The organism is Bifidobacterium myosotis, from assembly GCF_002259745.1.
Classification (GTDB): Bacteria; Actinomycetota; Actinomycetes; order Actinomycetales; family Bifidobacteriaceae; genus Bifidobacterium; species Bifidobacterium myosotis.
Genome location: NZ_MWWW01000017.1, coordinates 23,800 through 46,689, shown reverse-complemented (window position 1 = coordinate 46,689; position 22,890 = coordinate 23,800). Strand labels below are relative to the sequence as shown.

Genomic DNA, 22,890 nt, shown 5'->3' with positions numbered 1-22,890 from the left:
CCCGGAGCGTGTCGGACAACACGTCCGTCAACCAACCGCGTCAACCCGATAAGGAACAACAATGGCACCAATCTCCATCCCGCGTAAGCCCCTGAAGCTCATCGACCGCGTCTCCGCGATCAACTGGAACCGTCTCGAGGACGAGAAGGACCTCGAGGTCTGGGATCGTCTCACCGGCAATTTCTGGCTGCCCGAGAAGGTCCCCGTCTCCAACGACATCCCTTCCTGGCAGCAGATGAGCGAGGAGGAGCACACGCTCACCATGCGCGTGTTCACCGGCCTGACCCTTCTGGACACCATTCAGGGCACGGTCGGCGCGGTCTCCCTCATCCCGGATGCGCTCACCCCGCACGAGGAGGCCGTGTACACCAACATCGCGTTCATGGAATCCGTGCACGCGAAGTCGTACTCGTCCATCTTCTCCACCCTGTGCTCCACCGAGCAGATCGACGCCGCCTTCGATTGGAGCGAGGAGAACGAGTTCCTGCAGAAGAAGGCCGAGATCGTGCTCGACTACTACGAGGGCGACAACCCGTACAAGCGCAAGGTGGCCTCCACCCTGCTCGAATCGTTCCTCTTCTACTCCGGCTTCTACCTGCCGATGTATTTCTCCGCGCACGCCAAGCTCACCAATACCGCCGACGTGATTCGTCTCATCATCCGTGACGAGGCCGTGCACGGCTACTACATCGGCTACAAGTACCAGCGCGGCATCGAGCGTCTCACCGAGGCCGAGCGTGCCGACATGCAGGATTACACGTACGACCTGCTCAACGAGCTGTACGACAATGAGGTGGGATACACCGAATCGTTGTACAGCGGCGTCGGCCTGGTCGAGGACGTGGAGAAGTTCCTGCACTACAACGCCAACAAGGCCCTGATGAACCTCGGCTACCCGGCGCTCTTCCCGGCCGAGATCTGCGACGTGAACCCCGCGATTCTCGCCGCCCTGAGCCCCAATGCCGACGAGAACCACGACTTCTTCTCCGGTTCCGGCTCCTCCTATGTCATGGGCAAGGCCGAGGAGACCGACGACGACGATTGGGACTTCTAAGGGCGTCCGAAGCCCGATAGGCGACGGTATGTACGCGTTCCGACGAGGTCGCCGCATACATACCGTCGCTGGGAGGGCCGAAACGGACGGTAAATACGCGGGACTCTTGTTCGGCCGCGTACATACCGTCGATTCCGCCGCAATCCGGACGGAATCGTCTCAGGGCCGCCGCACTTGCCGGGTCATCGGTCCGTCGGCCCGTCTGGGCCGCCCGCCGATTCACCGAGGAATCACCGAGGAATCAGCACGGTGAGCACGAACCAGTGGTCCTCGGTCCGGATTGTCACTTCGCCGCCGTACTGCGTGGCGATATGACGTATCGACTTCACGCCGAACCCGTGCCGGGAGGCGTCCCGTTTGGTCGTGCGCAGCGCGCCGGTCGAGTCCTTCTTGAGCGTCGAATCGTAGTAGTTCTCCACGCGAATCACCGTGAACCGGCCCTGGCCGTACAAGGCCAGTCGGATGAGCCGCTGCTGGGGATTCGGCAGCTTGCCGGTCGCCTCGATGGCGTTGTCCAGCGCATTGCCGAACAATGAGGCGATATCCATCGAGCTCATGCCGGCAAGCAGTTTGCCGTCCGCCACAGCCGTCAGTGTGATGCCACGGTCCGCGCATGTACGCATCTTCGTGGTCAGGATCACGTCCAGCACCGGATTGCCGGAATGCTGCTGCGCGCTGGCCGCCGCCACCGAATGCTCCAGCTGCTCGAAGCCGGCCGCCACATGCTCGGGGTCCACCTCGGCCCGCAGCGCCGCGATCTGATGCTTGAGGTCATGGGCCAGCCGCCCGATGGACTCGATGTTCTCCTTCGACGCCAGATACTCCTGATGCTGGCTGTTGAGTTGCGCGTTGATCGAGGCCAGCTCGGCGCTCGCCGCCATGCGCCGCGCCTGCTCCTGCTGGGCGTACAGGATCGCGAAACCGCAGAAATCCACCAGCGTGCGGATGTAGAACACTTCTTGGCCGACCCTGCCGGAGAACGGCGTGTTGGTCGAGACGAAGCTCAGGTTGCTCATCGCGAACGTCACGATGGTGATGGCCACCGTGCCCACCGACAGCTGCCAGGTGGTGCCAGTCGGGGCGTCATGCGCGAAATTGCCGCGCTCGATCGCCCACGCAGCGGCGAACCCGGCCGCGTATGTCGCCACCAGCAGTCCGGCCGACCACAAGGCGTTGCCGCCACCCACGGATTTCAGGCTCAGGAACGTCACGAGCTGCCAGTGCAGCGAGGCTACCAGCTCGGCCAGTACGAACGCGCGCGCCGCGATATACAGCCCTTCGCGATTGCCGGTGCCGGCGCCGAACCGCACGATCGCCCACATGCCGCCGAACGCGAGCAGCATGCCGCCGACCCAGAACCACAGCGGCATCGCGCCGTCGAAATACTGGATGCCGATCATGCCGGCAAGGCCCAGCGCCCCCACCGCAATCGTTCGCTGGCGGGGCACGCGCCGGTAGATGACCATGAGATAGGTCACGCAGGCCATCCATTCGCAGATTCCCGTATACAGGCGGGGGATGTCCGGCAGGGCGTTGGTGATGGTTCCGCCGATCATGCCGATTCGCCTGTCGCGCCGTCCGCTGCGCCGCCGACGGTCGCCGTACCGCCGACGGCCGGGCCCTCGCCGGCGCCCATCCGCGCGGTCGGCCCGGACGCGCCCATGTAGTTCGTCAGCGCGGTCAGGAACGCCTTCTTGCGCGGCCGGCTCACCCGCAGGCGCTCGGCGTTCGACATCACGCAGTCCTGTCCATCCACGCCCACCACATGCCGCAGATTCACCAGATAGCAGGAGTTGGAGCGGAAGAAGTCCTGATCAGCCAGCCGCCCCTCGAAGTCCTTCAGCGTGCCGGACACCGACAGTTTTCCATCGAGCGTGTGGACGATGATCGTATGCCGGATCGACTCGATGTACGTCACATCCGAAAGCTCCAGCCTCATCTGATTGCCGCCGGCCTCGATGAGCATCGACCCGTCCGAGCGCCGGCGCACCATGTCGATGGACCGTTTGAGCTCCTGACGGAACGCGAAATACGGCACGGGCTTGAGCAGGTAGGAGAGCGCCTGCACCTCGTAGCCGTTGATGGCGTATTGCGGCGCGGCGGTGATGAACACGATCACCACCGAGTCGTCGCGCTCGCGGATGCGCCGCGCCGCCGACATGCCGTCCATATGCGACATCTCGATGTCCAGAAACAGGATGTCATACGTGGGCGTGTACCGCTCCACGATCGCCTCGCCGTCGTTGAACACGGAGATCGTGAACTCCACGCCGGTCTCGCTACGGTATTGGTTGAGATAATCCAGAACACGCTGGCACGCCGACGGGTCGTCCTCGACCACTCCCACTCTCACACTGCGCATGACCTTACCTCCCTGTCATGTTCCTCCTGCATCCTATCCCAGTGCGGGCGATATCGGTTGCCGCGCCGGGTACCGTGCGCGCCTCGACGCGTGCCCCGGTACCGCTTTCGAACGGGGCGTCACATCTCCCGTACCTTCACACGGCGGCGACACGATGGCGGTACGCTGTACGTATGGAACATGAGCCGTTGGTCAGCATCATCATCCCGGTGTACAAAGTCGAGCGGTACCTTGACAAGTGCGTGGCGAGCGTGGCCGCGCAGACCTACGCCAATCTCGAAATCCTGCTCGTGGACGACGGCTCGCCGGACGGCTGCCCGGCCATGTGCGACGCCTGGGCCGCCAAGGACGCCCGTGTGCGCGTGATCCACAAGCCCAACGGCGGCCTGTCCGACGCACGCAACGCCGGAATCAAGGTCGCCACCGGCGCGTACATCTACTTCGCCGACTCGGACGACACCGTGGCCCCCACGCTGGTGGAGGACTGCCTTGCCGCGATGCGCGACTACGACGCCGACCTCGTGATGTTCCAGTTCGACACCATCTCCGAGAATGACAAGCCGTTGCTGTCCAACTACCGGCACAACGACTATTCCGAAGTCCAGATCCTCACTCCGGTCGAAGCCATCAAGAAACAGGTCAAGGCCGAGATCGACGGCTATTTCTGGGCGTTTCTGGCACCTGCCGCCACCTATCAGAACACCGGCTTCTCCTTCCCGGTGGGGCGCAAGATCGAGGACCTGTCCCGCATCTGCAACGTGATCGGCGAGGCCACGCGCGTGGTCCGCATCCCCAAGGCCCTCTACCACTACCGCATGCGCGAGGGGTCGATCACCGCCAGCTGGGACCCGCAGCTCACCCGCGACTGGACCCGCGCGGCCGATGACCGCGAGGAGTACATCGTCCACCGGTTCCCCGAACTCAAGGGGTTCATGACCCTGCAGCAGCTGAACTTCTTCGCCAACTTGGACTACGAGACCATCCGGCAGTCGTTGATCGCCGGGCTCAAGATCGATCCGGAGGATGCGGACGCGCTGCGCCGGCGCATCGAAGGATTGACCAAGTCCGCCAGCGAGGGCGACGAGCCCATTCCCGAGACCTTGCGCGAGCTGCTGGGGCTGTTGAAGATGGGGGTCGCCAAGGTCGCCGATGGTGCCGCCGACGCGCTCTCGGATAGTGCCGTTGCCAGTGAGGGAACCGGGGACGGAAGCGCCGATGATGGGTCGGTCTCCGGGCTCGCCGCAATCAAGGCCGCGATTGGCGCGGGCATCCCCGGTTCGGTCGGCAAGCGCGCGGCGTCGCCGGACGCCGGTGCCGGCGAGGCCGGTCCGGCCTACGACGCCGCCACATGGGCAGAGCGGTTCCGCGACATGCGCGAGGATTGGCGCCAGCTGCGCATTCAGCGCATGGAGGAGGCCGAGGAAAGGCGTGACGAGCGTAAGGCCGAACGGGAGGCCCGCCGCAACGGCGTCAGTTTCGACGCAGAGCGGTAGCAGATGTCCGCTGCGACACGCGGTGCGAAAAATTTCGCGCGATTGTCCTTGAGTTTGTACGCGGCCCGTGTATAGTGATTCTTGGCTCAACGAAGAGAACCTTCACTGAACCGGAAAAGTAAACGCTGAAGCTTGCAGTTTCCGAAAGCAAAGTTGTCGACGGTAGCGACAGGTCGAGGCACAGTAAATAACCGAAAATCCCTTTACCACGGATCGTGAGGCACGTACCTGCCTCTGAAAGGATTAGTAATTATGGCAGAAGTCGTTTTCGACCACGTCACTCGTATCTACCCGGGCAACGACAAGCCCTCTGTGGATGACCTGAATCTTGATATCAAGGATGGCGAGTTCCTCGTCCTCGTCGGCCCTTCCGGTTGTGGTAAGTCCACCACCCTGCGCATGCTCGCGGGTCTGGAAGAGGTCAACAAGGGCCGCATCCTCATCGGTGGCAAGGACGTCACCACGATGCAGCCGAAGGACCGCGACATCGCCATGGTGTTCCAGAACTACGCTCTGTACCCGCACATGACCGTTGCGGACAACATGGGCTTCGCTCTGAAGATCGCCGGCACTCCGAAGGACGAGATTCGCAAGCGCGTTGAGAAGGCCGCTGAGATCCTGGACCTCACCGAGTACCTCGACCGCAAGCCGAAGGCTCTGTCCGGTGGCCAGCGTCAGCGTGTGGCCATGGGCCGCGCAATCGTCCGTGAGCCGAAGGTCTTCCTCATGGATGAGCCGCTGTCCAACCTCGACGCCAAGCTCCGTGTCCAGACCCGTACCCAGATCGCCGCTCTGCAGCGCCAGCTGGGTGTCACCACCCTGTACGTGACCCACGATCAGACCGAGGCCCTGACGATGGGCGACCGCATCGCCGTCATCAAGCTCGGCATCCTGCAGCAGGTCGGCGCCCCGACCGAGCTGTACGATCGTCCGGCCAACGTCTTCGTCGCCGGCTTCATCGGCTCCCCGTCGATGAACCTGAACACCCACCCGGTGGTCAACGGCAAGGCGAAGATCGGCGAGGACACCGTGGACCTGCCGGCTGAGGCCGTCAACAAGCTCACCGCCGAGGACAACAACCAGATCGTGGTCGGCTTCCGTCCTGAGGACGCCGATCTGGCTCCGGCCGACGATCCGAACGCCTTCTCCCTGAAGGTCGTCAACGTCGAGGATCTGGGTTCCGACGGCTACATCTACGGCAACATCATCACCGATGGTTCCGCCGCTGAGGCCTCTCAGGTCATGTCCGATCAGAACAAGCTCACCACGATTCGTGTGAACCCGCGTGCGCTTCCGAAGATCGGTGCCGTCGTCAAGATCAAGATCGACCCGGCCAAGATGCACCTGTTCGCTCCGTCGACCGAGCTGCGTCTGAACTAGTCGATTGCCGATTGCGGCGTAGATATACTTGGCGAGGTCTAACCGCTTCGTCAACCATTAAACGAGGTTGTTCTCTTCCTCTCTTATGACCTCGTTGGAAAAGCCCTGCATAGCTGCGGGGCTTTTCTTGTTGTTTAGGGCATGAGGCGATGCCACTATCGATGACGCCATCGGACGCGGTTGATGCGGCGACGAGCCGTTGAGACGAGGCCGGTGTGCGTTTTTCGCGGTATGGGGGCCAATTCCGAGAAAAACGCGCGGGCGCAACGTAAAATCGAACACATGGAGTTGAATGAATTGCCCCAGTTGGATCCGCGCGCGCTGAAAGCCACGTCTGTCAAAGCCGAAGACGAACACGCCAATTCAGCCGAACCGCAGGCATTGAAGATCACCGCCGCCAGCTCGAACCCGAAGATGTTCACGTTGCCGTGGCACAAGCCGCTGGCCACATGGCCTCAGGAGCTGCTGGCCAACCTGCCTCGAGGCATCTCCCGCCATGTGGTGCGTTTCGTGCACGTTGGCGACGAGGTGTACGCCATGAAGGAGATCACCCGTCAGGTGGCCGAGCGCGAGTATGAGCTGCTGCGCCGGCTGCAGAAGCTCGACCTGCCCACCGTGCAGCCGATCGCCGTGGTCACCGGCCGCCACGATCGCAACGGCGAGCCGCTGGAGGCGATCCTCGTCACCCGGCACCTCAAGTTCTCGCTGCCCTACCGTGCCCTGTTCGCCCGCAATCTGCGCCCGGACACCGCCGAGCGACTGATCGACGCCCTCGCCGTGCTCATGGTCCGTCTGCATCTGGCCGGCTTCTACTGGGGCGACGTGTCGCTGTCGAACGTGCTGTTCCTGCGTGATGCCGACGCTTTCTCCGCCTTCCTAGTGGACGCCGAAACCGGTGACCTGCATGTGAATCTGACCGAAGGCCAGCGCGAATACGATATCGATCTGGCTCGCACGAACATCATCGGCGAACTCATGGATCTGGCGTCCGGCCGTCTGCTGCCCAGCGATGTGGACGAGATCGAGGTGGGCAACCGCCTGGTCGATCGCTACCATTCGCTGTGGAGCGCCCTGACCGACACCGACAAGTTCGGCCCGAATGAGATGTGGAAGATCGAGAAGCGCGTCAACAAGCTCAACGAGCTCGGCTTCGACGTGGACGAGCTCGAGATGAAGACCGCCGAGGATGGCAAGCGCGTGCTGGTTCGTCCGCGTGTGGTGGACGCCGGGTACGCCTCCCGCAAGCTCCTGCGCCTCACCGGTTTGGACGTGCAGGAGAATCAGGCCCGCCGTCTGCTCAACGACCTCGATGCCTACCGCGCCTCCACCTGGCGTGACGGCGAGGAGCTGGAGATCGTGGCCACCGACTGGATGCGCGAGGTCTACGAGCCGACCGTGCGTATGATTCCGTCCGAATACCGCTCGCAGATCGAGCCCGCGCAGTTCTTCCACGAAGTGCTCGACCACCGATGGTTCCTTGCGGAGAAGGCCGGTCACGACGTGCCGATGGCCGAGGCCGTCAAGAGCTATATCGACAACGTGCTGCCGCAGTACAAGCTCGACAAGAAGGACGTGGACGCGCTCAACGCCGAAGCCGATTCCGGTGTGGTGGACGATGAGTACACCTACGGCGACGACAGCTACAACCCCGACGACGACCCCGACGCGGCGGTATGGAGCCACTGAGCAGATAGTCCGGCGCGGGACACTAGCTGTGAGGTGAGCCTGGGTGAGGCGCAGTCGAGTGAGGACGACTGTGCCTCACCGTGGGCGAGTCCGTGATTGGCGGGTCTATTGCGTGAGGTTTCAGGAGCGAACGTTGTCAATATGGGGCTTGGTTTCTGGGGAAGAGGCCAGCTCTACTGCCGGTATGGGCGTCGGATGATCACCTTGGGTGCTGGTGGCGACCGGCAGGTAACATAATTGAATATGTTGCATGAGGAAAATAAAGACAAACGTTTGCAATTGCAGTGCATTTTCATGAAAATCATCGAATCTGCTGAATGAACAGAAAATGCACTAGATAGAACGACTTAAGTACATCCCCTGAACGAATGCGACATGCGGCAATCGTTTGCAATTAGGGCGTAATAAGGGGTATGCTCCATCATATGAGTCGAGCGGCGCCAGTCAATGGCGCAGGTGCCGCGATAGGAGAGAGAGCATGCCCGGTCGAAGCAGACGTCATTCCGTCGCCCCTGTATTGCGAACGTTCGCATCACTGTTCGTTGTGGTCGCCATGATGCTGGCCACCATGGTCGCGGGCGTGCCTCAGGCCCAGGCCTCCAGCCAATACGAAATCGGCAGCGCCCAAGCTCCGGTGGATAAGGATGCCACGTCCATCACCATCAACGGCAAGCCGTACACCACCGGCATGAAGGTGAACTACGGCGATAAGGTCAAGGTTCAGCTTCACTGGACCGTGCCGAACAACACCGCAATCCAAGCCGGAGACACCTTCACCTATGACCTGCCCCAAGGCATCACCTTCGAATCCGGCAAGACCTACACCATCTACGGTGAAGACGGCACCGAGCGCGGCACGTTCACCGTCAACGGCAACCGCATCACCGCGACTTTCGACCGTGCGGACACCGGCACCAACGTCAAGGCATATGTCACCGTCGACGGCACCATCAACGAGAAATCGACCGGCGGCGAGAACGGCGGCAAGACCAACTTCGAATTCCCCGGCATAGGCGATCTGGAAGTCGATGTCAACGAAAAGCACAGTCTGTGGGCTCAGAAGAACGGTGCCATCTCCACCGACGATCCCAGCGTGTTTGACTTCGTTGTCGAGGTGCATTCGACCGGCACCAACCGGAATGTCAAACTCGAGGACACGATGGGCGACCTCCTCACCCTGCAGCCGGGCACCCTCAAACTGTATACGGACGCCAACTGCACGCAGGAGTACACCGGCGGCTGGCAAAGCACGGATAACGCCGACCTCAAAGGATTCACTGCCAACATCGACCACATGGCCGACGGACAGGTGCTGTATGCACGATACAGCGTGAAGATCGACCGTAAAGCCGTGGCCGATGCCGTCAAGAACGGCAAGACCGAGCTCGTCAAGAACAAGGTCAAGTACTACAGCGACGACTCCACCAACCGCAAGACCACCGAACAGAGCATCTGGCTCAACAGCAGTTGGTATGTGAGTAAACGCGGTCAGGCCGGCACCGCCAAGAAGGACGAGAACGGCCAGAGCGTTGACGTCACCGTGGTCAACTGGACGATCACCATCGACGCCGATCCGGATTCCGACGTGATGCCGGACGCAACGACGATTCGAGACTCGCTTGGCGATAACCTCAAGGCTCCGACCGGCGCGGTAAAGGTCACGTACACCGACAGGAACTGGCAAACGCATGAGACCACGCTGGACTGGGCTGATCTGGTGAACGGTACGGCCAAGCTGCCGGACGACAACGGCAAGCCATACCGCAGGTACGAGATCAAGTATTCCACCGAAGTCGAAAAACTGCCCGAGAGCGGCAGCGGCGACAAGATCACATACAAGAACAATGTGACGGTGACGCCCGGCGATGGCAGCGGGCAGCTACCCGGCAGCGGCACGGTGACGATCGGCAAGGACGCCGTGGACCTCGACAAAAAGTATGTCGGCGACGCAAACGAGACCAAGACGCTCAAATGGCTGACCACGTTCAGGGCCAAGGACGATCTGCCCGCCGGCAAAGTGCTGACCGACACGGTCGACGACGACGGCAAAACCCATCCGGATGGGTACACGCGGCCCGATTGGCAGGTGCTTGACCCGGACGCGGACACAATCAGGATCTACACGGATAGCAAGCTCACCAAGGAATACGCCGGCAGTATTACCAAAACAGTTGCCGCGGATCGCAAATCGTTCACGATCACGTTTAACGACGCCATCAGCAAAGACACCAAACTGTACATCTCGTACACTTCCACGGTGCTTGACTCCGCGCCCGCCGGCAGTACGTTCGCCAATACGGTCCGATTCGTGAACAAGGAAGACACCGCCACCCACAAGCCGGTGGTGGACAATCTCGACAAGTCCGCCAACCAGTCGTATCAGGACGACGGCAACGGGACGCCGCTAAGCCGCAACACCATGCGTTGGCGGCTCAAGGTACACGATATTCCCGAGAACGCGCAATCCGTGACCATCACCGACACGCTGTCGCATGGGGAGACCGTCAACTGGCAAACCTTCGGCGACCACAAGTACATTCCCGGCTCCATGGTGGCCAAGGACTCAAAGGACAACACCTACAGCGGCGTGACCGTGACCGACAACGGCGACCACACGCTCACCTTCGTCATCGCCAAAGGCAGCCCAGCATTCGCCAAAGCGCAGAGCGGCTCGCTGTTCATCGAGTACGACACCACGTTCTCGAACATCGCCGACGCGCTCAACGGCGGCGTCAAACAGTACACCAACAAGGCCGTCATCCACATCGATGGAGAAGCCCAGTTGCCGGACAATGCCGATATCTGGGTCAAGCCGAACAATCTCGTATCGAAACAAGGCACGTACGACAAGAACACCGCACCGTACATCAATTACACCGTGACCGTGAACCCCGGCGGCAGTACACTGAACGACGGCAAGTCGCTGACGTTGACCGATACGCTTGGCGCGGCGCTCGACTTGCGCATGGACAGCGTGACTATCGCCGACTCGCGTACGAAGGCTGAAGTGGAGGGCGCGACATACGCGTACGATCCGGCGAAGAAAACGATTACGTTCACCGTGCCCGACGCGCGCGCGATGACGATCACGTACAAGGCGTCCGTGCAGCTCAAGCCAGGGGAGGACTTCGGCTCCCTCGGCACCAACACGATTGTGCTGTCCGGCTACGGCGAGAACGGCGGCACTTCGACCACCACGCAAACCGGCAAGGTGATTGAGGCGCAGGGTGGCATCAGCTCCAGTCTGCACTCACTGCAGATCTACAAGTACGCCGACGGGGATACCACCAAACCGTTGAATGGCGCACGATTCAAGGTTGAGCGGCTGAACGTGGACATGTCAACAAACGGCGATGAGTGGACGTCGAGCGGTACCCCGGAGACCGTGAGCGAAAGTCTGCAGTCCGGCACCAGCGGTTACACGCCGGTGGTTGGTTTGCGCGCGGATGCGATCTACCGGGTCACCGAGACCAAGGCGCCGGAAGGCTATACCGCCGCCGCCATCCCGCTGTATATCGTGTTCCCGGGCGGTGAGCCGCAGGGACATAATGCCGCGTTCTACCAAGGCAAGACCGTGGATGGCTCCCCGCTGACCGTGGCTGCCGTAGGCGAAGGCGATAATTCCACCACGTTGCAGACCTACCTGTGGTCGGTAAGCAATGCGAGTGCAATCACGGCCTCCATCGAATTCGCCAAAACGGACGAACGCGGTAGCCATGTCCCCGGCGCTACGCTGACCCTCACCAAGGATGGCGACGCGACCTTCAAACGGGAGTGGACGACGGACGACGCCGGTGACACCGGTGCTAAACACAAGGTCGAGAACCTCACACCCGGCACGTATACGCTCACCGAAACCACGACGCCGGAGGGGTACCAAACCGCCGACCCGATCACTATCGTCGTCACCAACAAGGGTGCGGTGCTGGTCAACGGCGTCGACGTGCGCGATACCGGCAACGTCGGCCAGGTTACGATGATTGACCGGTCGAACGTCACGTCGATCCGCGCTCGCAAGGTCTGGGATGACGATAACAATCGCGACGGCAAACGCAAGCCGGTCACATTCCAGCTCAACAAATCGCTGGACGGCGGCAAGAAGTGGACCGTCGTCGCCGGACAGGACAAGGTGCTGAACGAAAGCACGCCTGAATCTCAGGCCGTGGTCGAATGGACCGATCTGCCGGTGCGTGAAGGCGGCACAGCGGTGACATATAAGGTCACCGAAAAGAATGCGAATCAGGACGGGTATACGACCACTTCGCGCGAGTCCACCGGAAGCGACGTCGTGCCAACCACCACGTTCACCAACACATACACGCCGGAAACCGTCAGCGTGCCCGTCACCAAAGTCTGGAATGACGCGAGCGACGCCGACAAGCTACGCCCGGAGAGCATCACCGTGCAGCTGGTCGCCAACGGCAAGGCCGTGGATGGCAAAACGCTCACGCTGAACGCCGAGAACAACTGGCAAGGCACGTTCGCCGATCTGCCGAAGTACGAGAACGGCGGTCTGATCACGTACACCGTGCAGGAAACCGGTGCGCCGAAGGGCTACACCGTGACTGTCGCCGGCAGCGCCACCAGCGCAGGCGGCATCACCATCACCAATACGCATTACCCGACCGACGCGAAGATCCGCGTGTCCAAGCGTGACCTCGGCGGCACGGAAATCGCCGGAGCCAAGATGGAAATCACCGGTACGGACGAGAACGGCAAGAAGGTCTCCAAGTCGTGGACCAGCAAGGCCGGCACGTCCTACGAAGCGGAACTCAAGCCAGGCTCGTACACCCTCTCCGAAACCAGCGCGCCGAACGGCTACCTCGTCGCCGACCCGATTGATTTCACCGTGGAACGTCAGGCCGACCAGTCGCTCGTCGTGAAGATCGGCGGCAACGCCGCAGATGGCAACGTAATCGTCATGACCGACATGTATAAGCCGACCAATGTCACCGTCTCCAAGGTGAGCCTCACCGGCGGTGTGGGCGAGATCGCCGGTGCCAAGCTCCTCATCACCGGCACCACGCTGGCGGGCGAGGTCATCAACCCGATTGAATGGACGTCCACCGGTACCGCTCGAGTCGTCACACTCGCCCCCGGCACGTACACGCTGCACGAAAGCGAAGCGCCATCGGGATACCGGCCGGCGAGCGACATCACGTTCACCGTGAACCTCGACGGCACGGTGACGGTCGGCGGCGGCACGGCCAAGAACAACACGGTGGTCATGACCGACGAACTCAACACCACCAACGTGACCGTCTCCAAGACGGCTGTGGCCGGTGTGGCCGAGCTCGCAGGCGCGACGTTCGAGCTCACCGGGACCACATTCGAGGGCGACGAAACGCCGTTCGACGATGATGTCTTCACCGGACTCGACGGTGTGACCGTGGGCGACAACGGCAAGACGTTGCGCTGGACCTCGTCCGCAGAGGGCCCGAGAACGTTCCAGCTGCCCAACGGCACGTACACGCTCACCGAAACCGCCGCGCCGGTCGGCTATGACGTGGCCGCCAAGCCGATTACGTTCACCGTGCGCGACGGCAGGGTGACGATCGGCGACGTGGCGGCCGGCGGCAATCTGGTGCGCGTGGAGGACGCGGCCAAGTCGTACACGGCCGTATCCGTGACCAAACGCTGGGAGGACAATGACGACAGCGACAAGTTGCGTGACGGCGTGACCGTGACCGCCGTGCTGTACGCGAACGGCAAGGAGATGGAAGACACGGACGACGTGAGCTATCACGTCGAGCTCAACGCGGACAACAACTGGTCGCACGACTGGACCGGACTGAACAAGAAGGACGAGGAAGGCAACGACATCACATACACCGTGAGCGAGGTGCTCACCGGCGACAACAAGGATGAATACCACGCCTCCATCGTCAGGAAACCGACCGCGAACGGCTACGAGTTCACGCTGTACAACATCCACCAGCCCGACGCGGTGAACCTCGATTTGGTCAAGAACTGGGATGATCACGACAACCAGGATGGTCTGCGCCCGGAGGCTATTCAGGTGACCGTGACCGGCACTTCGGAGCGCCCGAAGAGCGACGGTAGCAACGGTTCGGAGGATTACGAACAGTATTCCGAAACGATGATCGTCACCACACTCAAGCCGAACGAACAGGGCGAGTGGAAGTGGACGCTGGAGAATCTGCCCGAGAAGAACCCGTATGGCAAGCCGTATACGTATTCCGTGACCGAAACGCCTGTGGCGGGGTACAACGGGTTTGACGACGAGCTCAAATGCACGTCTTCGGACGCCGATGCCTGCAACGTGACGTTCACGTACACCAAGGGCGAAAACGGCCAGAACGATAAGTATGCGATCACCAATACGCATGCGCCGGAGACCGTGGCCGTCACCGTGAACAAGGTGTGGGACGACGCGCAGGACTTCAACGGCCAGCGGCCGGATGCAGTGACCGTCTGGCTGCTCACCAGCCTGTGGGACAACTCCAACGGTTGGCCCGAGCCGCAGGGCGACAAGTGCAAGGAATCAAATAAGGAGATTTGGGGCGTCAGCTGCATGGTGCTCACCTCCAAAGACAAGGTACAGGAGCCCAGTGCGGGCGATTCCGGTTCCGACATCGGCGACACCAGCTCGCCCCGCCCCGAATCCGGCTCTGCCGAATCGGGAACCACCGAGTCCGATAGCCATACGGGTAAGACCGGCGCCGACGAGCCCAGCACCTCCGAATCGGAGTCGGACATCGACGCACAGACTGCCGCAACCGGCGACACATGGACCTACACGTTCACGAACCTGCCCAAGTATCGCAACGGCAAGCTGCTGCGCTACTCCGTGACCGAGGAGGCGGTGGATGACTACACGGCCACCTTCGCCGACGACACGAAGTATGACCAGCAGAGTGGCGAATCCGGCGAGAGCGGCAGCACCTCCGATGCTGCCGGTTCCGCCAAGAGCACCGGCGTGGACGACTATCGGTTCACGCTGTCCAACCGCAACGTGCCGGACAAGACCGACCTGAACGTGCGCAAGAACTGGGAGGACAACGATAACGGGAACAACACCCGTCCGACGTCGATTTGGGTCCAGCTCTACGAGAAGACGACCCCGGACACCTCGGACACGGCGCTCGCGGACCTCCGCGACACCACGGTCATCGACCAGTCGCAACCGGCGACCTTGCAAAACCTGACCGCAGTCGGCAAGCCTGTCGAACTGAACGAGGGCAACAGCTGGTCGTATACGTTCACCGAACTGAGCACACACAAGACCTACGAGGTGCGCGAAGTGGTCCCGAACGGCGACGGTACGTACTCGCCGGGAACCCTCGATGGCTACTACCCGCCGATCATCACCGGCGACCAGACCAAGGGATACACGATTACCAACACCAGCCTGCCGATTCTGCCGGAAACCGGCGGTGAGGGCACCGCACGCCTCACGCTGCTCGGCCTGACGCTCGTCGCGCTGTCCGGTGCGTTCTTCGCCAACCGCATCACCGCCGCGCGTGCCAATGGCAAGCGCGCCAAGAAGGGAGATCTCCGATGACTCGGAATACTACGCTGCGCGGTCCGAGCGCTTTGCGGTCCGCCGGGAAGCCGGCTCACCTGTCCAAGCGCGGCAAGGCGACTATGGCGCGATCCTTCCGGAGAGGCGTCTCGAAACTGTGCGCAATAGTGCTGGGGGCGTCCGTGATGCTCGGCGGCGCGGTGGTGACCAGCGCAGCGGTTGCCGACGAGTCGAACGCCGCGGCCTCCAAACCCACCGCGGCATCCGCCGACGCTTCCAGCCGCGACGTTACGGTCGTGGCGTTCCAGCAATCGTGGAACACCATCGCCAAGGAATGCACCACCACCTACGGGCCGGAAGGCGTGGGCTATGTGCAGATCTCCCCGCCCGAGGAGTCAGTGCAGGGCACCCAATGGTGGACCGTCTACCAGCCCATCAGCTACTCGCTCAACTCGCGGTTTGGTACGGAATCCGAGCTCAAATCCATGATCGAAACCTGCAAGGCGGCCGGCGTGCAGATTATCGCCGACGTGGTCCTCAACCACACTTCCGGCCATGACGTCTCATGGGTGGACGACCAGTTCGGCGTGGCCGGCACCGCCTACAACGGCACCTACGGCCGCTATCCGGGCATCGGCATCTACCAATACGAGGAAAGCGGCAACAACCACCAGTACGGCCTTGCGTCCGGCGATTTCCACTCCTGCCGGACCAACATCGCCGACTACACCAATGCCGACGAGGTGCAGGAATGCCGGCTTTCCACCATGTGGGACATCAACACCGGTTCCAGCCGTGTGCAGACCATCCAGGCCGACTACCTCGCCAGATTGTGGAATCTTGGCGTGCGAGGATTCCGCATCGACTCGGCCAAGCACATCAACGCGAGTGATCTGAAGGCCATCAAGGCCAAGCTGGCCGCCAAGATCGGCGTCGCCGCCGCGGACATCCCCTTCCAGCAGGAGGTCATCTACCACCAAGGCGAATCCGACCTGCTCGCCCCGAAACGGTACACCGCCAATGGCGACGTCACCGAATTCTCGTACGCCTATCAGCTTCGCCAGTATTTCAATGGCGACATCAGCAATCTGAAGAGTATCGACGATGGCCTGCTGCCAAGCGACAAGGCCACGGTGTTCGTCTCGAACTGGGACACCGCGCGCGGTTCCGAGACGCTAACGGTCGATTCCGGTTCTAAATACGAGCTCGCGACCGCGTTCATGCTCGCCTACGATTACGGCTCGCCGAAGATCATGTCCGACTACTATTACACGGCCGACAACAGTGACGCCGGTCCGAACGGCACCACCGACACCAGCGTGGCGGATGTGGATTTCGATGCCGTGTGCAAGACCAGCGGCACCCGTGTGCAAGGACAGTGGCTGTGCGAGCAGCGATGGACGTCCGTGCGAGGCATGATCGGCTTCCGCAATGCGGTGGCCGGTACCACCGTGGGCAACTGGCAGGACGTCAGCACCAACAATATCGGTTTCGCCCGCCAGAATTCGGCTGGTAAGGACGTGGGATTCGTCGCCATCAACAACACGTTGCAGGAACACAAGAACACCTACGCGACCAGCCTGCCCGACGGTACGTACTGCGACGTGTACTCATCCTCCGGCAAGACCTGCACGCCCGTGACCGTCAAGGACGGCAAGTTCAGCGTGACGCTGGGCAAACGTTCGGCTGTGGCGATCTATCAGGGCATGACCCCGCAGACTTGGGGAGAGGGGTACGAGGGTGCCGATTCGGGATACGACGATGAGGTGGACACCGACCGTATTGGCGATGATTCGGCCACCATCTACTACAAGCCAAGCGCCGACTGGGGCGACGACGTGTACATCCAGTACGCCTCCGGCGACAATCTGCTCAACGGTACGCCGGTGAGGATGACCAAGGCCGCCGATGTCTCCCAATCCGGTGCGGGTTCCGGTTCGGGCGGCATCGGTGCGTCCTGCGCGGCCGCCGACGGCTGGTACGTGATCACGCTGGACAAGGTCACCGCGCATCGCCTGCGGTATCGTTTCACCAATGATGCGGCGGGTGGCGAGGCCGCGCTCTGGGATTACCGCGACGGCTACTCGACCGACGGCGGCGGCAAGCCGTACGAGAATGCGGTCGGCACGGCCATCACCGCAGTTCAGAACCACGACGAGACGATTGGAGTGCCGTTCGCGTGCGAGGCCTCCGTGCAGACACGATTCACCGTGCACTTCAAGGCCGTGAGCGATGCACAGAACGCTGCCACCGGCGTCGTGGTGTGGGGCGCCGATGCGTCCGGCGCCGTGCTTCAGGCGACGTACCATCCGTTCGACTCCGTCATGGATAGTGACGGCAAGCGCATGACCACAAGCCTGCCCGGTGATTTCACCGCGGTCAATTACCGCATCGTCGGTTCGGCCGACGCCGCAGCCCCGGCCGTGGACGGCACGAACGCCACGTACTCCGCCGCCGTGATCGACCGGACTTCCGGCAGTGTGACGGCCAAGGTGCGCGGTTCCATCGAATCGTGGGTGGACGGCGGCGACGGCGCGAACGGTGCCGCATACGATTCCTCCTCCGAATCGCGTCATCCGTCATCCGTGCCGCAGCCAAACGATGTGAAGAACCCGAAACGGCTCAACGTCATCGTCCACTACATGCGTGCGGACGGCAATTATCAGGAATACGACCACGATACCGACTCCTGGAAGGGTTGGGATCTGTGGACCTGGTCCAACGAGCAGACCGGTTCGCCGGTACAGTTCACCGAGCATGACGATTACGGCATGATCGCTCGCTATACGCTCAATCAGGAGACCAAGGGCAACCGCAGCCCGGAGTTCATCCTGCGTCGGGGAGGCGACTCATGGAGTGGCAAGGACCCGGACGGCAACGACCGTTTGATTCCGGAATCCGCGATTCAGGTTGAAGCCGGTCAGACGGATGAGGGCGTCGCCGAGATCTGGCTGGTGAGCGGAGACCCGACCATTTACACCTATCGTCCGTCCGTGGTCGGCGTGACGTTCGAGACGCGTACGGACTGGTACGTCAGCCCGCAGGCGGTCATGGTCGGCGGCACCGTGCGCGAACTTACCGACAACGAGAATCCGAAGCGCGACGGGTATATCTTCAAGGGCTGGACCACTGATGAAGCCGGTGCGGATGACTTCGTGCTCGGCGAGGGAGGCACTCCGGTGACCGGCCGACTCAAGCTGTGGGCCAAGTACGAGAAGGCGAACCTCATCGCATTCGATACGGGCATCGACTGGAAGGTCGACGCGCAGACCGTGGAGACCGGCGGCTATGTGCAGCCGATAGCCGATAGTCAGGTGCCGCAGCGGGAAGGCTACGATTTCCTCGGCTGGAGCCGAACGGAAGGCAGCGAGGTAGCGGATTATGTGCTTGGCGATGGTCCGGGCAGCGTTCCGGTGACCGAATCGTTCACGCTGCATGCGGTGTGGCGCGTCAAACGATTCACCGTGACGTTCGACACCGGCGCCGAAGGCTCGCCGGTCGCCCCGCAGACGGTCGAATATGGCGGCGCCGTGAACAAACCGATCTCGCCGACCCGCGTCGGATACACGTTCGTTGGATGGGTGACGGATGTTGATTCCGTGACCGGCGAGCCCGGCAATACGCCGTACATGTTCGGCACGGCCGTGACCGGCGATCTCACGCTGTATGCCAAGTGGTCGGTGGAGGGCACCACCATGCATGTGGTGACGTTCCACCGCAACGATGGCTCAGGCAATGCCGACGGCGATACGACCTCGTATGTGGAGCACGGCACCACGCTTACGGCGCCGGCAATCACGCGCGACGGTTATCGTCTGCGCGGCTGGAGCACCAGTGCGGACGGGTCCGCCGGACTATTTGATTTCGCCTCCACGCCGATTACCGATGACGTGACGCTGTACGCCCAGTGGGTCAAGACATGGACGGTCTCGTTCGACCTCAACTACGCGGGCGCGCCGAGCGGTTCCGAACCCGGTGCTGTACCCGCGCAGACGGTGGACGACGGAGGTTATGCCGCTGCGCCCACGCCCGCACCGACCCGTGACGGCTACGAATTCGACGGCTGGTACGTCGATGCCGATCTCACCGAACCGTTCGTATTCGCCGAGTCGGCGAAGAGCGGGAGCGCAGATGCCCTCGGCGACGGCGCAACCGGTGAACGTGGTGCAACCGGCGAGCACGACATTGCCGGAGGAGCCGGCACCCCCACGCCGGTGACGACTGATACCACGCTGTATGCCAAGTGGGTGAAGGCCGGTCGGAAGTGGACGATCACGTTCGATCTCAATGGCGGCACGCTGCCGGACAATGCCGGCAAGGCATTGGACCCGAAGCAGGTCGCGGATGGCGAATACCTCACCAAACCAAAGGTCAACCCGGTTCGGTCGGGCTACACCTTCCAAGGCTGGACCACTGTGCGCAATGACGCCCTCGCCTTCGTTGGCGGCACGTCATTCAGTGGAGGCAGCGCCTTCGGATTCGACGAGAACGGCAGGAGCCTCATCCCCATCGACCGCAACGGCACCCTTTACGCCCTCTGGGCCAAGAGCCGGGACCAGTAGCAGTTCCGCGGGCCGGTGCAAACGGCCTTCGGTCCAATACAACTGACATCCCGATACCGAGTGGGTCCCTTCACAGAACGCTGTGAAGGGACCCACTCGACTACGCGGCTTGAATCGCGGTTGCTTCTACTTCGCCGCGGCGGCCTTGGCGGCCTCGCCGGCCTTGCGGCGGGCGTTGGATACGGCGTAGAGGCTGATGCCCGCAGCCACGGAGGCGTTCAGCGACTCCACGGACGAGCTGATCGGAATGCCGGCGATGGCGTCGCAGGCCTCGCGCACCAGACGGCTCAGGCCGCTGCCTTCGGAGCCCAGCACCACCACGAGCGGATCGGTCTCGAAACCGGTTTCGCCGACGAGCTTATCGCCGCCGCCGTCAAGACCCACCACGTAGTAGCCGCGTTCCTTAAGACCTTCGATGGCCTTGTTGAGGTTCACCACACGGGCCACCGGCATGTGCGCGGCCGCGCCGGCGGACACCTTCCATGCCGCGGCGGTCACCGAAGCGGAACGACGCTCCGGCAGGATCACGCCGTTCGCGCCGAATGCGGCGGCCGAGCGGATCACCGCACCGAGGTTCTGCGGGTCGGTCACGCCGTCGAGCGCGATGAATAGCGGACGCGCGTTGATGCGCGCGGTGGCCGAATTCGCGGCCTCCATCGCCTTCGCCTTCTTCTCCGCGCGGTCGGCCAGCGAAGCCAGCGAGGAGTACTCGAACGGATTGACCTTGAGAATCACGCCCTGATGGTTGCCGGAGCGGGCGATGCGGTCCATCTCCAGACGGTCGGCCTCCAGCATGTGCAGGCCGCTGGTGCCGGCCAGCTTCACGATCTCGCGCGTACGGTCGTCATGCTCGATGCGCGAGAGGATGTACAGCGTCGAGCTCGGCACGCCCACGCGCAGCGCCTCGAGCACGGAGTTGCGGCCGAACACCAGATCCGAGGTGTCCGACGAGGCGAACTTGTCCACGCGCCTGCGGGCCGCGAGACGCGGGTCCGCCATCCTGCGGCGCTCGGCCGCCTTCTTGGCCGCGTACGCCTTGTGATACACGCGGTCCTCGGCCTTCGGGGTCGGACCCTTGCCGCGAAGCGCGTTACGATGCTTGCCACCCGACCCTTTGGTCGGTCCTTTTTTGATAGCCATACGGTTCATTGTCCCAGCACCCCGCCCCAAGCGTGCCGGAACGTCAAGTGCGAGTAGGGTATTGCAGGTGAGACGGCAACGTGAGATATTCGGTTTGTCCCCGCTGTACTGGGGACTGTGGTTGGCGATTCTTATCTTATGGATGGGACGCTTCGTCACGTCGTTCCTGTCGATATATCTGGTTTCCGCGTTGCATATCGACGAGGGAGTGGTCGGTGCGGTCGTCTCCATGTACGGTTTCGGCGCAATCATCGGATGCCTGTTCGGTGGCACGCTGTCCGACCGTTTCGGCCGCCAATCGATGATCGTCATCGGCGAGATCGGCGCGGCGGCATCCCTGCTGGCTACGTCCGCGCTCACGGCCCCCGCGCCCATCGGCGCGGCGTTGTTCGTCTATGGCGCGTTCGCCTCGCTGCCGAGCCCCGCCATCGCCGCGTACATCGCCGACGTGGTGCCCGTCGAGCGCCAGCAGCGCGCATATGTGCTGCAATCGTGGGCCATCAACTTCGGCTACGCCATCGGCCCGATCATCGCCAACCAGCTGGTCAAGGTCTCGTACTCGCTGATGTTCTACGTCGAGGCCGCCGTGCTGATCGCCGTCACCGCGCTGCTCGTCCTCTTCTTCCGCGAGGTCCGTCATTTGGGGATCGCCGTGGCGGATGCGGCGAGAGTTGACACGGCAGGGCCGGCGGATGCGGTGTGCGCAGTCGGCGAATCGGATTCCGCCGGGTCGTCGGCCCCCGCTCCCGGCGATGGCGTACGACCGACGAACGCATCGTTGCGCGACAACTGGCGTCGCGTGCTGACCGACGGCCCGTTCCTCGCCTTCTCCCTGCTGATGTTCGGCTACTATCTCGTCTACTTCCAGAGCACGTCCGGTCTGCCCATCGCCATGACGAATCTTGGCATGGGACTGGGCGACTATTCCGTGCTGCTCACCATCAACGGCGGTATGCTGTGCCTGCTGCAGATTCCCGCGATGAAGCTGTTCGCGCGCATGGGCAACTCGCGTGTGCTCATCGTGGGGCTGGCCGTGACGGTCGTCGGCTACGCCGTGCAGATCGTGGCCGATTCGTGGGCCGGCTTCGCGCTCGCCGTGGTGCTGTGGACGTTGGGCGAACTCGGCACCTTCCCGATTGCCACCACCACGGTGGCCGCGATGGCCCCGGCGGCCGCACGAGGCACCTACCAAGGCGTTTACAACATGGTGTGGTCCGTGTCCATCGCCTTGGCGCCGCTGGTGGGAGGTTGGGTCATCAGCGGCTTCGGGGGCCGGGTGCTGTGGATCGCCTGCACGGTCGTGCTGATGGCCGTCACCGTGGGACTGCAGCTGACCAAAGGGCTGCGCGACCGCTCCATCGCGCGCAATCTTCACGAGCAGCTTGGCTGAAAGTCGGCCTGATGCGAGAACTAGTATCCCGCGTCAGAAATTCGTTATTAATTCACTACCCTTCAGACCCGTTTCGCGGGCCAGCTCCCCTAACAAGGGGAGCCAAAAATATAATCAACGAACTTATGGCGCGGCATACTAATTGCACCGTTCGGCCGGCCCGCGGCCAGCACGCGCGGCCGGCACGCCCAACCCTCCAAACCCCTCCAAAACCCCACAAAACGCATTACGCTGTGCGCCCACCGATTCTCGGGGGTATGGAATAATGGCAATCGTATGCATCGGCAGCAGTTGCGTCGATGTCCATAACCGCGCAGTCCCACGCGGCACCGGAAGA

Annotated in this window: 10 protein-coding genes; 7 read left to right on the top strand and 3 right to left on the bottom strand. The window is 62.4% G+C overall.

Going from position 1 to position 22,890, the window contains the following annotated elements; translation table 11 throughout:
- The first annotated feature begins 61 nt into the window (after nt 1–61).
- Nucleotides 62–1,054: a class 1b ribonucleoside-diphosphate reductase subunit beta gene (gene nrdF / locus BMYO_RS08275; RefSeq protein WP_094668021.1), complete on the top strand. Its 993-nt coding sequence runs from the start codon at nt 62–64 to the stop codon at nt 1,052–1,054.
- 230 nt (nt 1,055–1,284) lie between these two features.
- On the opposite strand, the gene BMYO_RS08270 is transcribed toward nrdF, so the two are convergent.
- The gene (locus BMYO_RS08270; protein ID WP_211276838.1) at nt 1,285–2,607 is read right to left on the bottom strand and encodes an ATP-binding protein; all 1,323 of its coding nucleotides are present in this window, start codon (nt 2,605–2,607) and stop codon (nt 1,285–1,287) included.
- Entirely contained in the window at nt 2,607–3,416 is an 810-nt protein-coding gene (locus tag BMYO_RS08265) for a LytR/AlgR family response regulator transcription factor (protein ID WP_094668019.1), read from the bottom strand. The genes BMYO_RS08270 and BMYO_RS08265 overlap by 1 nt, the downstream gene beginning before the upstream one ends.
- Before the next feature lie 173 nt (nt 3,417–3,589).
- Between BMYO_RS08265 and BMYO_RS08260 the strand changes: the two genes are divergently transcribed.
- From BMYO_RS08260 to BMYO_RS08240, 5 genes are all read left to right on the top strand, one after another.
- Nucleotides 3,590–4,909, top strand: coding sequence for a glycosyltransferase family 2 protein (locus tag BMYO_RS08260; protein WP_233428223.1), 1,320 nt, complete (start codon nt 3,590–3,592; stop codon nt 4,907–4,909).
- 252 nt (nt 4,910–5,161) lie between these two features.
- Nucleotides 5,162–6,289, top strand: coding sequence for an ABC transporter ATP-binding protein (locus tag BMYO_RS08255; protein WP_094668018.1), 1,128 nt, complete (start codon nt 5,162–5,164; stop codon nt 6,287–6,289).
- A 282-nt stretch (nt 6,290–6,571) separates the two neighbouring features.
- Nucleotides 6,572–7,975: a DUF4032 domain-containing protein gene (locus BMYO_RS08250; RefSeq protein WP_094668017.1), complete on the top strand. Its 1,404-nt coding sequence runs from the start codon at nt 6,572–6,574 to the stop codon at nt 7,973–7,975.
- A 478-nt stretch (nt 7,976–8,453) separates the two neighbouring features.
- Complete coding sequence (locus BMYO_RS08245; protein ID WP_094668016.1) at nt 8,454–15,500, top strand: Cna B-type domain-containing protein; 7,047 nt, start codon at nt 8,454–8,456, stop codon at nt 15,498–15,500.
- Entirely contained in the window at nt 15,497–20,023 is a 4,527-nt protein-coding gene (locus tag BMYO_RS08240; RefSeq protein ID WP_094668015.1) for an InlB B-repeat-containing protein, read from the top strand. Before BMYO_RS08245 ends, BMYO_RS08240 begins: the two co-directional genes overlap by 4 nt.
- Before the next feature lie 126 nt (nt 20,024–20,149).
- Here BMYO_RS08240 and rlmB read toward each other — a convergent pair whose 3' ends face one another.
- Nucleotides 20,150–21,163 (bottom strand): 23S rRNA (guanosine(2251)-2'-O)-methyltransferase RlmB, encoded by a 1,014-nt coding sequence (gene rlmB, locus BMYO_RS08235; RefSeq protein ID WP_094668014.1) that lies wholly within the window; start codon nt 21,161–21,163, stop codon nt 20,150–20,152.
- Nucleotides 21,164–21,230: 67 nt separating this feature from the next.
- Between rlmB and BMYO_RS08230 the strand changes: the two genes are divergently transcribed.
- On the top strand, nt 21,231–22,553 hold the full coding sequence (locus BMYO_RS08230; RefSeq protein ID WP_094668028.1) for an MFS transporter: 1,323 nt from the start codon (nt 21,231–21,233) through the stop codon (nt 22,551–22,553).
- Nucleotides 22,554–22,890 lie beyond the last annotated feature (337 nt).